This is a genomic window from Asticcacaulis sp. SL142 (assembly GCF_026625745.1).
Taxonomy (GTDB): Bacteria; Pseudomonadota; Alphaproteobacteria; order Caulobacterales; family Caulobacteraceae; genus Asticcacaulis.
Window position 1 is genome coordinate 963,055 of the sequence record NZ_CP113061.1, and the last position, 13,678, is coordinate 976,732.

At 53.7% G+C, this 13,678-nt stretch carries 10 protein-coding genes; 1 reads left to right on the top strand and 9 read right to left on the bottom strand.

Translation table 11 applies throughout. The features are described 5' to 3' along the window. Window positions 1-433: 433 nt before the first annotated feature. The 7 genes from OVA03_RS04485 to OVA03_RS04515 all read right to left on the bottom strand — a co-directional run bounded on the left by OVA03_RS04485 (window position 434) and on the right by OVA03_RS04515 (window position 9,232). Window positions 434-1,822 carry a Gfo/Idh/MocA family oxidoreductase gene (locus tag OVA03_RS04485; RefSeq protein ID WP_267526975.1) on the bottom strand — a complete coding sequence of 463 codons (1,389 nt, stop codon included), beginning with the start codon at window positions 1,820-1,822 and terminating at the stop codon, window positions 434-436. After that, window positions 1,819-2,088, bottom strand: a complete 270-nt coding sequence (locus OVA03_RS04490) for a hypothetical protein (RefSeq protein WP_267526976.1) — start codon at window positions 2,086-2,088, stop codon at window positions 1,819-1,821. Before OVA03_RS04490 ends, OVA03_RS04485 begins: the two co-directional genes overlap by 4 nt. After that, complete coding sequence (locus OVA03_RS04495) at window positions 2,085-3,383, bottom strand: Gfo/Idh/MocA family protein (RefSeq protein ID WP_267526977.1); 1,299 nt, start codon at window positions 3,381-3,383, stop codon at window positions 2,085-2,087. The genes OVA03_RS04490 and OVA03_RS04495 overlap by 4 nt, the downstream gene beginning before the upstream one ends. After that, window positions 3,364-4,185, bottom strand: a complete 822-nt coding sequence (locus tag OVA03_RS04500) for an FAD:protein FMN transferase (RefSeq protein WP_267526978.1) — start codon at window positions 4,183-4,185, stop codon at window positions 3,364-3,366. Before OVA03_RS04500 ends, OVA03_RS04495 begins: the two co-directional genes overlap by 20 nt. A gap of 1 nt (window position 4,186) precedes the next feature. Continuing rightward, window positions 4,187-4,984: a 3-keto-disaccharide hydrolase gene (locus OVA03_RS04505; RefSeq protein ID WP_267526979.1), complete on the bottom strand. Its 798-nt coding sequence runs from the start codon at window positions 4,982-4,984 to the stop codon at window positions 4,187-4,189. Between the two features lie 253 nt (window positions 4,985-5,237). Continuing rightward, the gene (locus tag OVA03_RS04510; protein WP_324291028.1) at window positions 5,238-6,026 is read right to left on the bottom strand and encodes a FadR/GntR family transcriptional regulator; all 789 of its coding nucleotides are present in this window, start codon (window positions 6,024-6,026) and stop codon (window positions 5,238-5,240) included. A gap of 245 nt (window positions 6,027-6,271) precedes the next feature. Beyond that, entirely contained in the window at window positions 6,272-9,232 is a 2,961-nt protein-coding gene (locus OVA03_RS04515) for a TonB-dependent receptor (RefSeq protein ID WP_267526980.1), read from the bottom strand. 1,299 nt (window positions 9,233-10,531) lie between these two features. Here OVA03_RS04515 and OVA03_RS04520 point away from each other — a divergent pair. Beyond that, a complete protein-coding gene (locus OVA03_RS04520; protein ID WP_267526981.1) occupies window positions 10,532-11,383 on the top strand; it encodes a tyrosine-type recombinase/integrase in 852 nt (283 codons plus the stop codon). 806 nt (window positions 11,384-12,189) lie between these two features. On the opposite strand, the gene OVA03_RS04525 is transcribed toward OVA03_RS04520, so the two are convergent. Further along, entirely contained in the window at window positions 12,190-12,804 is a 615-nt protein-coding gene (locus OVA03_RS04525) for an OmpH family outer membrane protein (RefSeq protein ID WP_267526982.1), read from the bottom strand. Window positions 12,805-12,809: 5 nt separating this feature from the next. Then, a complete protein-coding gene (locus OVA03_RS04530; protein WP_267526983.1) occupies window positions 12,810-13,640 on the bottom strand; it encodes a SapC family protein in 831 nt (276 codons plus the stop codon). Between the last annotated feature and the right edge of the window lie 38 nt (window positions 13,641-13,678).

Genomic DNA, 13,678 nt, shown 5'->3' on the forward strand with positions numbered 1-13,678 from the left:
TTTCGCCATGGCGTTAACGCAATCGGTTGACAGCGACAGCGCGATTTGGCTCAAAATCCGAGGTAGCGTGGATCTGATATAAAAATACCCCATGTAAAAATACCCCGGTCGCATCTATGGCAACCGGGGCATTTTATGTGTTCGAAAAGCTTTAGAAAAACCCGCCATTGGCAAAAACCTAACCTGCCACCAGAAGGGATAGCCTGGCCTTACCAGATAGGAATCATATTTAGCTGTAATTATCAACTCTGTGTCGCCGGAATCTCATCGACAGATAACAGCCGCGCTTGCCTATTTATCAATTTATCAGCATGGCCTTACCAAAATTTATGAATATAGCCTCTTCAGATCCAAGCAAATACCGACGTGTTACGTAATGTTCAGGCTTCAGGGTGACGCCACAGACCCATTGCATCACCCTGAAAGGCATTTTTTACAGCCGGTAATATTGTTCCCAGTCTTTACGGGGCCTATCGCCGCGCAGCATGGCATCGGCCGCTTTGTTGTTCACAATGCGCTGCGTCTTCGGATCAAAGACAACCTTTGTATTGAGGCGCTGGGCAATAATCCCAAGTGCCATGGCCTGACACAGCGGCCCGGCCACGGCGAAGTTAGAGCGGCAGGCTTCTTCGCCCTTACATGCCCGGACAAAGTTCATGAAATGATTGGAGGGGCTTTGGGGCACGACCGGCAGATGGCTTAAGACTTCCTGTGCGCGAGGGCCACCAATAATCTCCAGTTCGCTGGCGTGGGAGCCGCCCTTAAAGGTCAGCCCTTCGCCGTAAATAACCTTGCCCGGGGCCAGTACTTTGGTGTCGATGCTGCCCGATGTCGGCGGAGGGATGTTGGGATCGACCACGGACGTGCCAAAGCCTTCGGGCAGTGGCGGCAGGTTCTGCTGGCCTTCGTACCAGCTCATCTCGACAGGGGGCATATCCCCGCGCGCCGGGAAACGGAACACGAGCGTTGAGTTTTGCGGATATATGTACGGGCTGTGACCAACCATGTGGACAGGGTCAACTTCGGTAGGCAGGCCCAGCTTCAGGAACTCATGGGCATTATCAAAGATATGCGCGCCCCAGTCACCCAGGGCCCCGTTACCGAAATCATACCATGAGCGCCATTCACCGATCATATAGCCCTTATTATAGGGATGAGGCATAGCACTCGACAGCCAGGAGTCGTAATCAAGCCCCGCAGGGATCGGCTGTTCCGGCAGATAGCCAGGAAACGATTTGCCATGCCACCGCCGCGGACTGTTCATGAAGGTGGTGATCTTTGTCACGTTTTTGATTATGCCGGCCTTGGTCCAGGCTTCAAACTGGAAATAGCCCTGACCGGAATGGCCCTGATTACCCATCTGAGCGGCGACCTTGTACTTCTTTTCGGCCTCCATCATCAATTGCACCTGATGGAAGCTGTGGCCCATGGGCTTTTCGCAAAAGATGTGTTTGCCCATGGCCATCGACTGCATGGCGATCGGGAAGTGCGAGAAATCAGGCGTGCCGATTGAAACGGCCTCAATGTCCTTGCCCATTTTGTCGAACATCTGGCGGAAATCGCGGAAGGTCGGCGCATTGGGAAACAGGGCCTGAATTTCCTTCGTCTGCGGCGAGTCCATATCCGTGTCGCAGAGGGCCACGATATTAACCAGACCCGTGGCGTACAGTTCCTTGACCACCGCCCCGCCCCGCCCGCCAATACCGCAGCAGGCCAGATTAACTTTTTCAGACGGCGTTTTCGCCTGCAGGATTGCGGGCGAGGCTATGGCGGCGGTGATCAGGCCCGTGACGACAGACCGGCGGTCAGGTTTGAGGATCATGATGATTTTTCCCTGTTGTTTTTTTGAGTGATGAGACGATTTTGAAGGCGTTTAAAGGCATAGATCAGGAGCCGGACTATGGCGGCTATCCCGTACAGGAACACCGTGATGGCCATCACCCACGGCAGGCTGGTGATCAGTTCGCGCCACGACGTATGAAAGGCAAAGATCGCATAGACGTTCAGGGCAAAGGCCAGTGCGAAACACACCGCGAACAGACTCAGTTCCCGCCGGACATCAGGCATATCTATGGTCACGCGGCTCATGAGCGGTAATCTCCCGGCCACAGCACTTCGCGCCCTTCTTCCATCGCCTGAACCCCCATCAGGGCCGCCACGCCGGAGCGGTAGGCGTGCTCAACCATGTAAGGCATTTTTTCCTTAAGCCTGACCGCACTGGCAAAGGCCGCCAGCGAAAGGCCTGTGCCATCATCATGTCCGGGATCTTCGGGCAGGGCGATACCTTTTGTATCTTTTTTAAGGTCAGGCACCCAACTGGGACCACCGATCGGTACGCGCTCAAATATACCCTTTTCGATCTGGTTGATCAGCTGCACGATCCCCGGTGCCGGTGGCGGGATTTCGCGGTAAAACCTGGAGGTCTCCAGTTCCAGAGTCCCTTTCGGCCCCATGATCTGAACTTCCAGTCCGTGAAAGCGGTTGCTGCTCAACGAGTCGTACACAAAAGACACGCCGTTAGGGTATTTATAGATAACGTTGACATTATCGAAAACTTCGCGGCCATCCTTCCAGTAATTGATGCTGCCATAGCCCACACACGCTACAGGGGGCGCGTCCAGAAACCAGTTGGCGACGTGGAGGTGATGGGACGCCAACTCGGTCATCAACCCGGCTGAAAATTGCCGGTATAGCCGCCAGTTGATCAGGGGTTCGAGATCAGGCGACGGTACAGGCCTGCGCCAGTCAATATTGCGGTGCCAATAGGCCCGGATCTGGGTGATGGGCCCCAAATCCCCGGCCTTGACCTGCGACAGGGCGTGCAGGGCGCTGCGATGGAAAAGCCGCTGGTGGCCGATCTGAAAAACCTGCGGGCTTTGGTCAGCTGCCATAGCCACGGCCTTGCATTCCTCAATCGTCAGGGCGAGGCTTTTCTCGCAATACACGCTTTTACCGGCCGCAAAGGCCGATAGACACATAGGCGCATGAAGATGCAAAGGGGTCGCGATCACCACCGCATCTATTGTTTTATCGTCTAGCAAAGCCCTGTAGTCGCGGTAATACGGCACTTTTTTACCGACCTTGCGCTGAGCGGCGTCCAGACTCGGGGCATATACGTCGCATAGCCCCGCAATCTCGACCGCCGGTGTCTTCAGCAGGTGTTCCAGCAAGACCTGCCCGCGTGAGCCAGTGCCGATCAGACCGATGCGCACGCGGTCGGACGGACTTTTACCGGCGGGCTGGGCTTTAAGCGGGGAAAACCATGGCAGTCCCGCCAGTACCGCTGAGGCCGCCGCCCCGCCCGCTATGCGGCGCAATAGCTCACGCCGCGCCGCTGCATGGTGCTTAAGGCTCAAATCAAGATCAGGAAATTCGTCGTTCATCACGCCACTCCGACTGTATATCCGTCTGCGTCGCCTGCCCCGTGTCAATATGCGCGGCAACCGTCCGATCATAATTGCGTAATATTGCCTGACGCTCTTTCGGGGACGCTATAAACAGCGCGGTCGATAAAACCTCGGCCTCCACCGGACATGCACTCTTAACCGCCACCATATGGGTGCCGTTCGCCCATGTGCCGGTGCGCGGGTCAACGATATGGCGGCGATTATCAGTCTGGCCGGAAATCGACAGGGCCTGATCATTCAGATCAAACGTGGCCTCACCGCCGCCCGCCAGCCCCACTGACCAGGCCCCGCCTGACGGGTGTTCACCCATGGCGACAATCGAGCTGTCGCCAAAACTCAAGAACGCCTGCACAATACCTCTGCTCTCAAGCCAATCCCGCACACCCGCCAAAGCGATACCTTTACCGACGCCGCCAAAATCAAATCTCATGCCCGCTTCGAGGAACCGGACGGTCTGGCGCTGATCATCAAACGCTACCTTACCGAGCCCGCCGGCCGCAATATCGAACAGGCCGTGAGTGCGCCGGTTATGGTTCCGGCACGCGCACAGTACCGCCCACAGCGCATCGGATACGTCCACGGCATGGTCAAAGGCGCAATGATTCAGCCGATAGGTCTCACCCGGCCGAAAACGGCTTAGCAATGTCTCCTGCTGATCGACATAGCGCTCAATGCTGCGGATAAGGCCAAGGCCTTGAGCCTCAGCCACCCCCGGCAGCACGATCGACAGCCGGGTATTCATGGCGAAAAAGGTATGGTGGAAAACCGCGCCGGGCATATCAGCCGCCCGCCGGCACCCGGATTTTGATATTCCGGAACGATACGGTATTACCGTGATCCTGCAACAGGATATGACCATCACGCCATTCCCCGAAAGCCGGAATATCCTTGAACTTGCTTTGGGCGACCGCCGCGCGGAAGGCGGGCGAGCCGCGGGTAAACTCAACCGTCTTTACCCCGTTAAGCCAGTAGGTTACCTGACCGTCCTTTGACAGAATACGGGCATTGTTCCACTGCCCCGGCGGCAGCACATGCTTGTCCTTGGGGGCCGCCATCACGTCATAGAACGAGCCTATCGTGCGGTTGCCGTCGCGTCCGGCCTTGGCATCAGGGTGAAGGTCATCGTCAAGAACCTGAAATTCCATTCCGATACCTGATCCAACCTTGACGGGCTTACCCGTGACGCGGTCGATCGGAGACACATCAGTTTGCGCAAATATTTTTATGCCACTGTTCGCGCCCGGGGAAATTTTAAAATCGACACTAAGTTCGAAATCCGAATAACGGGCGCGCGTAATGATATCGCCGCCGCCCTGAGATTCCTCACCGCCCTTTTCATGAATAGTGAGCGTGCCGTCGCACAGACTCCAGCCTTTGGCCGGGAAACTGTCTGAGTGCAGCCCGCGCCAGCCATCCGACGTCCGCCCATCCCACAACAGTGTCCAGCCCTGTGCGGTCTCGGTCGCCGTCAGCCGATTGACGGACGCATCAGACGCTACCGGATCGCAGACTTGCGCGACACCGGCAGAAGAGACTGAAGCGAGCAAAAGTACGAACAAACCCGTTTTTTTTAACATGATTACCCATTTCATTCAAAGCATCAGGCTTATATCGAATTGTACAGGGTAATGTTGTGAGTTGTGGCGCATGTTGTCGGTCGCAGACACACAACGCGCTATTCCGACCATCCCTGTTGTTTTTATAGGTGCATCAGCACCGCTTTCATCAAGGGATAGGCGATAACCTAAAAGCTGTCAATACATTGGATAGACCAGTTTACTCCAAAAATAAAAAATAGGCCTTACCAAAAACCAACGCGGATTTACGCTCTCAGGCCCCCATCTTCTGGGTACGATGAAGAACTCTCTGACGCTGCTGGTGTAGTTTTGAGCGCAAAGCATCGATCTCAGCGGTTTCGGTCGCATCCAGCACATAGTCGCGAACCTGCTCAAGGTGCATGCGCATGGCCTCCCGCGCCGCCATCGCATCATGGGCCGCCAAAGCGTTCAAAATGCTTTCGTGTTCATTAATACGCGCTGTAGCCCCGCCCCCTAAGGCGCGCGTCATTATCTGTGAAGCCAATGGCGAATTGCGCCGAAGATCCCACATTAATTCAACCGCTGCCGCCAGAGCGCTGTTATTTGACATGGCCGCGATGCGCATGTGAAAACTGCGATCGGCCAGTTCACGAACCAAGGGATCACTATCCATCATCTCGGCAAGACATTGTTTTAAAAAATCTATATCATCCGGCGTCGCGGTCTCTGCTGCCAGACCCGCCGCGGCGCCCTCAACGAAGATGCGCGCCTCCAGCAACTCAAAAGCGCCCACGCTCAGATCGACAACCGCAGGCGTTGACGTTTCCACTATCGCACGGTTATCGCCATTTAAAACATAGATACCGGAACGGTCACGAATTTCGACAACCCCCATGATTTCAAGGGCAATCATAGCCTCACGGATTGTAGGTCGGCTGACGCCCAAGGTTTCCGCCAGATCACGTTCAGCTGGCAACTTACAACCAGGCACATATTCCCCCTCCTGGATTGCCGCGATCATCTTATCGGCCACACGCCGGTATAACCGATCAGGTTGAGGCGAGTTTTCGTGCATACTCATTAAAAATTACTCATGGTTTCATGATAGCGGCAAAGTATTTTGTATACTTCTACTCTACCCCTTACACGCAAGGCAAGCACCCGGCCAACTTATAGTGACGGCAGTTTCACATTGTTTTCATCAAAAAAAACCGGCTCAATTAAGAGCCGGGGAGTCCGAGTCCGGCTCGGACACAGGTCGCCGCCGCCTTACACAGATTAAACCAGGATCAAACTGTGTTGAGGCTGCGGCAAGCCCTGCCAGATTTAGTACTGAGCGCGCCAGCCAAACAGGATGGTTGTGCCCGGACGCTGATAACCATAGGGCACGTTCTCAAAGCCAATATAGCTCTTGAAGCCCTGATTATCGACGTTGGTGACATCCAGTGTCAGGGTCTGATCAAAGCCAAAAGCCTTGAACTTATAAGCCCCCGACATATCGATCTGGTGGCGTTCGGCCCCGTACCAGTTATAGGGCATGCTGTTGGGTGATGGCAGCAGGCCGGTCGTGGTTTCCCCTACCTTGGAGTAGCTGACCCGCACCGAATAGGCGTCATGCTCATAGTAACCGGTCAGGTTATAGGTATATTCCGGAATACCCGTGGCCAGATTGGCCTGATCAAAGTCAAACTGTGTGTAGTTGAAGGTATAGCCAAGCCCGTCCAGCAGATTGTCGAGTGGCTGCACCCAGATAAATTCCTGCCCCGTCAGAACCAGTTTAAGATCGGAGTTCTGTGGGGTAGACAAGGTGATAACCGCCGAGTCTGCCAGTGACGGGTTCGCCGTCAGAGCCGCCACCGTTGTGCCCAGATTCACGGCCATCGATGTCTGCTGAGTGGGGCTAATGTTTTCATAGCCGATGCCCAGCGTACTGAATGGTACCTGAATATTTACGCGGCTGGTGTAGTTTTCGATTTCCTTGCGGAACCAGGTAAAGCCGACATAGCCGGTATCGCCGGTATAGTACTCACCGCCAATATCGAGGTTTTTAGAATAATAAGGTTTGAGGTTCGGGTTGCCCTGACTGGCGCTCTGGGCGGACGGATCGCTGAAGCCCAGTTGAGACGACATATCCGACGGGTTGGCGCGGGTCATGGTTTTTGAGGCGGCAAAGCGGATATTCAGCTTTTCTGTGGCTTTTGCGACCACGTTGAAAGCCGGTAAGGCATCCTCATATTTACGATCCGTCGTAATATAAACGACCTGATTGTTGATAATCGACGGCGAGGTAATGGTTTGCTCTGTTTTTTGCAGGCGATAGCCAAAATTGGAGCGAATGGGTACCGTAAACAAGGTACCGTCATAGGACGCCATAAGGAAGGACGAGGTGATATCTTCCTCAATATTGGTTGAACCAGCACCGTTAGAAGAATTGCCTGTAGTTACGTTACCGGGCGCGGCTACCAGTGCATTCAGATTAACGGCAGTGGATATCTTGTTGAAATCAGGGATGACCCATTTATCAAATCCCGCACCTGAGACCCCCGTCCCTTCGTAGACTGAACGCGACATCGGAGTCATATAATTTGACAGGCTGGAATCAGGTATCGCCGCCGTATAGGCGGTGCGCAAGGCTTCGGAATTATCACGGATATCCATTTCGCGGACGAATTTATCCGTAGCCCATCCTCCCTTGATCGTCCAGTCACCCAGGAACTTTGTCGCATTCAGGCGAATGGCAGAGGTTTCGACTTCACGCATGTCGCGCTGAAGCGTCATCTGGCTGGTAAAAGTACGCCAGCCGATTGTAGGGTCGTTCAGGTCGAGGCTCGACTGAATGGTCGGAATATCGTTACCCCCGTCATTGACATAGGTGGTCGTAGTCTCCACCTGGAATGGCGAGCGATATTTCAGATAAAGGGTGCGCCGTTCAAATTCAGACTCCATTCGCCCGACCTGGCCGTCAATGACCCAGGTATCGCTCGGATTCCATACGAAGCCGGCATTGACGCTGATGTACGAGGTTTCATCCAGATAGAAGTTGCTTTCCGAGAAAAAGCTCGAATTAGCAAAGGTGCCGGAAGTCACAACATTGTTGCTGTCAACTTCCATATTGATGGGGATCATGCCGCCGTTATAGTCATCGCCCGGTCCGGTGCCGCGAATGGCCCACATCATATTGGCCCTAAGGGCCTCACGTTCGGCCTGACCACCCAGGATATCGAGCGTAAACCTTAGATTATCCTCCGGACGGAACTCCAGCGCAATCAGCCCGACCTTGTTGGTCGTTTCGCCATCCAGAATAGAGTTACGCCCAAGACGGGGCAGAATGGCGCCTTTGATCTGATCCGTCGTCAGACCGGGATTGAGCGCCAGCAGGCCGTTGAGATCCAGCGCCCCCGGCGTCAAACCATTGCCGGTGTAACCATAAACCGTATTACTGAATCTGAACTGGTTCGAGCCACCGGGATTAACCACCGCGCCGCCGCCAGGAAATTGTGCTGCCGGATCGCAACTCGTGCAAAAGTTGGCAAGGTTCGGATCGCCCCAACCGATGGTTTCAAAGCCGGCGGTGTAAATTTTACGATCCGTCTGGGTATAGCCGGCTAGAATGCCAAACTTGTCCCACGTCTTTGAAAACACGCCCGTAAAGCGCGGTGCCATCTCTTCGATGGAAGTATTGTAATTGCCCTGCGCTGCCAGAACGATATGGGTCCCCTTGCGATCAAACGGACGCGCATTTTGAACATTGACCGTACCGGCAATCCCGCCTTCGAGGGTTTCAGCGCTCGGGGTCTTGGAAACATCGACGCGGTTGAACAGCCCGGTCGGGAACATATCAAGGTCAACGCTGCGGTTTGGCGACGAGCCGGTAAAGCCGAAGTCAGACGCCACCATCACACGGTTGCCGTTCATGGTCACCTGAGTGAAACTGCCCGGCAGCGCGCGTACCGAGACCTGTGTCCCCTCGCCGCTGAGAGCATCACGCTGAACGACCATGCCGGGAACGCGCTGCATGGATTCGGCCATGTTCAGATCAGGAAACTTGCCCAGATCCTCAGAGAAAATCGTCTCGGTAAAGTTAGTGGCATTTTTCTTAGCGTTGGTGGCACTGCGTAGTGACGCGCGGTATCCGGTGACAACTACGACCGTGGTGTCATCCTCTTCGGCGGCTACCGGAACGTCGGCATTCTGTGCATAAGCGCCGGCACCTGACAGGGCGGTCAGAACGGTTGCGCTCATCAGGGCGGCTTTGATGGTTTTGTGGCGTTGTGATAGGTTTGGCACTTTTCCTCCTGAGTTCCGTTCGGAACTTCCCGTTTTATAATTAATGGGCATCTCTGCATGGGCAGAAAATACCGGTGCAGCCTATGAAAGGAATTACCAAGCGTCAAGCTCTGGCCTTACCAATAAGTAGACTGTGGCCTGACTTCAACACGTTTTGGTTGAAAATGTTACCAGTTACAAAAAAGGCAATATATATCAGAGGTTTAAATAAGTAATATTAATAACCCGAAAATATTTAAACTGGCTTTTTCATTGCGTAGCTTGCTCTACAACCGTTGCACTACATGCTCCTCAGCAGATAGCGCAAAGAGAAAAGCTAAAAAAAAAAGCGCGGCTCGAAGCGCGCGCTCTGTATTCAGTTGCAGAAGCCATTACGTCTTACTCGCCGACAAATGCCACGTCAATCTGGCATGGCCAACGAACACGCCTGCAAATATTGGTCTTACCTAATGACAGGGCATATTAAATTAGTCCGTGGCGGTCGAATACGGGCAAGGTGATTTCCATCCCTCGACGTCGTAGTTAATTCTAAGGCTGTTACCGCACGTTTAGGCAAACCTGAAGTCTAAGTTCCGTTGTAGAGACGTACAGCTACATTGCCGACCTCGTGCTGAGGTGTCGCTAGAAGTGTAAACACTTTACCTTTTTGTAAGGATATCTGAGATGAAGACGGGGAATAGGTTTTCGGAGGCGTTCAAACAGGACGCGTTGGCGCCGTTGGATTTGGACGCAGAAAAGCCTCCCGAAGGAGGCTTTTAATGTGATGATATTTTAATTTTGGTTGCGGGGGCCAGATTTGAACTGACGACCTTCAGGTTATGAGATAGCCAAATCGACATTTTTCTTTATCCGCACTCGTCCACACATGCCCGACATGTCGTTGTTTTATTTTATCTTTCTTGACATAAATCGCCATCACGATACGCTCATGTCCACGCCTATTTTCCTCCAAGTGGTAGCTATTTGGTAGCTATTCGAGGTGCACGCCATGACGAAATTGACCAAGCGGACCGTTGATGCCGCCCCTCTACAGGGGACTTCCTACTATGTCTGGGATGACCAACTGCGCGGATTCGGAGTCCGCGTCTGGCCTACGGGAAGGAGGTCTATCTCGTCAAGTGCCGGGTCAAAGGCCGCCAGCGCGTCATCACGCTGGGGCCGCATGGCCCGGTCACCGTCGATCAAGCCCGGAGCCGGGCCTATAACATTCTAGCTGAAGCCAAGAATGGTCGTGATCCGGCCTTTGAACTGGATCAGACCCGCAAGTCGCCGACGGTCAAAGCCTTATGCGAGCGCTTTATGCGCGACCATGTCAGGGTACGATGCAAGCCCCGCACGCGAGGGGAATATCAGCGCAACGTCGATATGTTTATCGTCCCACGCCTTGGCAGCCGTAAGGTGACGGATATCGCCCGAGCCGACATCGCTGAACTACACTGTGCGTTTAGTCATATCCCCTACCAAGCTAACCGAACGCTTGGCGTCCTGTCCGTGTTGTTCAACCTGGCAGAGGTGTGGAATATTCGTCCTGACGGCAGCAATCCTTGCCTACATGTGAAGAAATATCCTGAGAAGAAGCGCGCCCGCTTCCTGAGCACGGCAGAATACCAGTCATTAGGTAAAGCCCTCAATGAAGCCGAGCAAAGCCGCTCTGAAACCCAGTCCGCCATCAATGCCATACGTCTTCTGATGTTGACCGGCTGTCGCCTCAACGAGATCATGACACTCAGGTGGGAAGACGTGTATTTAGCCGATTACGAACTGCGCCTACCGGATTCCAAGACCGGTGCTAAAACCGTCTACATTGGACAGGGCGTCGTTGATGTCCTGCTCAGGATCGAGCGCATCAACAGCAATCCCTATGTCATCGCAGGCAAGAATGAAGGCCGCCCCCTCACCGATCTGCAGCATCCCTGGCGTCGTATTCGTGCCGCCGCCGGATTAGATGATGTTCGCATTCACGATCTTCGCCATTCGTTTGCCAGCGGGGCGCTCGCTCTTGGGGAAGGCTTGCCCATGATCGGCAAGCTACTAGGCCACACGCAAGTTCAGACCACTTCCCGATACGCTCACCTGGCCAATGCGCCCATAAAGATGGCCGCCAGCCGGGTGGCCGACAGTATTAGCGAAGCGCTTGGGAATGGGTCATAAGTTGACAACGGCGCCTGAGTGCCATTCAAGCACTTCGCACCCTGAAGGCGACATTCGGCGGCTCCGTCAAGATCCCATTAGCGGCATTCATTCCCGAAACCTAAAAGTGTTAACGAGGCTGTAGCGCACTAAAGTGAAAGCCCATCATCTCTACCTCCGAAAGGTGCTGAGAGACACCATCATTTTGCAATGAAGCAATCAGCATGTTGTCAAGACATGTCGCCATGTTTGCTTCACGCTCTTGCTCATCTAGAATCAGGGAAAACCGCGACTTTGGCCACCAAATATCTGGCAAATAGTGCTTCACCATCAAATAGCAGAAAGTTTTCGGCGATAATTTCCGAGCGGAACACCACCGATCCTGACCTGACATCCCAATATGAAAATGTGCGCCGGGCGAATGACTCTCTGCCCGCCATCACACTATTTAAATATTTGTTTTTACTATTCATTTTACGATACCTCACCCAAACCCTAGCATTGACCCCAGCGGTTTTGGGGGTTTCTTACGGATTTGAGCGGATATTTCTGGACTCCGGTGTGTACACGGCCCATGGCCGGTCTTACCGCGCACCTCGATCTCAAGGATTTCTTCGCCGGTGTCATGGCAGTTGCTGATAATTCCAGCGATGGGCGTCTGGGGCCGCCTTTGCGCCCGCGCCCGTGGCCTTATAGAGTTGCGTATACTCCTCACCCTTAAACCACGACCGATAGATCACTTTCCTCTGTTTCTTGGAGGGCGGCGATAGGATCGGCATCGCCGCGAGCTTGGCTTGGCTTGGCTTGGCGTATCCTACTCGCGAAGCCTAGGTGCCATTTCTGGAGGTTCCACTCGGCAGAGTTTCCCGCTCAAACGTTAATGTGGTAATTTTTGCATCAAGACTGCGAACGACGTCTGAGGTTAGGTCATTCGTAAAATTACCTCCCAGCACTGTGTTACGATCAATCAGCAGACCGCACGCTCTTTTTTTATAAACCTCGGCAATTACGGGCTGAGCTTCCACCGAAATCATTTCCATAACCTTAGTGCGGGTGAGTTCAATTTCACGCGAACGTGTGGTCGTTTTCGTTTGAATAGCCTGGACTTTAGGCTGTAGTGCGGCCTCACGCGCCTTAACCTGTTCAGGTTTCAGCTTTGCCGCCTCAGCCTGCAGTCCCCGGAATTCGGCTTCAACCGGCTTACGGTCAGCTTCAATTTCTGACTGAGCGGCATCGGCCAACTGTTTCAGGCGGGCTGAAACAGCTATGCCGACCTTGCTATTGGCAAATACCGCCTCACGAGACAGCATACACAGCCCAGATGGGGGCGTCCCCCCAAGACCTTGGTCCTTTGTAGTATTCTGCGCCAATAAAGGGGTTGCACATGTAGCCCCCCCCAGCGCCAGGATAACGATAAAAACCGGGAAAAGACGTGGTTTCATGGCTCTCAGCCTTTCTTACTTTTGGCGTTAGTGATTGGTTCGCTTAGGGTCTGACGTCGTGCGCTGTTGCGTTTCATAAGATTTGAAAACCGCTCCAGTGAGGCCAGATGGAAGCTGATCAGGCCAAGCCAGCCCTTGCGATGCCAGTCAACGATCACATGGTCGTCAAGCTTGGAAAAACGCTCGGCATCGACAATGCAAAAACCATCAATGCCTAAAATTTTACCGTCCGGCAAGGTAAGGTCGGCACGTCGATCTACCAGAATATCCTGTGCTTTTAAGGCCTCACTAAAAGCTTGGGTTGCCAATGCTTCTCTGTGAAACGCCTCGCAATAGTCCATGACCTGTCGCGTGAAAGATGACGGTTCGTCAAGATCGAACAAGGCAACGCCATCTTCGCAAGCCGGGTCTTTTACCAAACGTTCACTTTCGGTATCCACGACCATGGCGAAGCCTTTATCGTCTTCCAATCGTATCGTGCTAAATGGATAGCGTCGGACATAGGCGGGGATATAGGCATGGTCTTCCCACATCCCGTCTGACACAAACAGGTTCTGCCGCTCAAGCCCCAGTAAAGCCAGCGGTGCCGCCGTTGATTGCGCGAACAACAGAGGATAATCGCGCACCACTAAGGCAAATTCGCTCAAAGTAACCGGGATATAAGCCGTATCGGCTGCAAATCCCACATTGCCTTCCCTTAATCGCCAGTGTCCATGCAACTGCGCCGACAAAGGCTGAGGATTTTTGTAAAACAACGCAAGGTTGGCCACAGCGGTCGATTTGCTCGTCTGGGGTTCAGCCTTGGCAGGGTCGGGTTTAACTCTGGTTTCAGACATACTATTTTCTTTCAGATTTATTCCGGAGCCGTCAGTGC

Bases quoted from the DNA above. Each gene is read 5' to 3' on its own strand.
- OVA03_RS04485 (WP_267526975.1), bottom strand. From the start codon at position 1,822: ATGATCCTCAAACCTGACCGCCGGTCTGTCGTCACGGGCCTGATCACC.
- OVA03_RS04490 (WP_267526976.1), bottom strand. From the start codon at position 2,088: ATGAGCCGCGTGACCATAGATATGCCTGATGTCCGGCGGGAACTGAGT.
- OVA03_RS04495 (WP_267526977.1), bottom strand. From the start codon at position 3,383: ATGAACGACGAATTTCCTGATCTTGATTTGAGCCTTAAGCACCATGCA.
- OVA03_RS04500 (WP_267526978.1), bottom strand. From the start codon at position 4,185: ATGCCCGGCGCGGTTTTCCACCATACCTTTTTCGCCATGAATACCCGG.
- OVA03_RS04505 (WP_267526979.1), bottom strand. From the start codon at position 4,984: ATGTTAAAAAAAACGGGTTTGTTCGTACTTTTGCTCGCTTCAGTCTCT.
- OVA03_RS04510 (WP_324291028.1), bottom strand. From the start codon at position 6,026: ATGAGTATGCACGAAAACTCGCCTCAACCTGATCGGTTATACCGGCGT.
- OVA03_RS04520 (WP_267526981.1), top strand. From the start codon at position 10,532: ATGCGCGACCATGTCAGGGTACGATGCAAGCCCCGCACGCGAGGGGAA.
- OVA03_RS04525 (WP_267526982.1), bottom strand. From the start codon at position 12,804: ATGAAACCACGTCTTTTCCCGGTTTTTATCGTTATCCTGGCGCTGGGG.
- OVA03_RS04530 (WP_267526983.1), bottom strand. From the start codon at position 13,640: ATGTCTGAAACCAGAGTTAAACCCGACCCTGCCAAGGCTGAACCCCAG.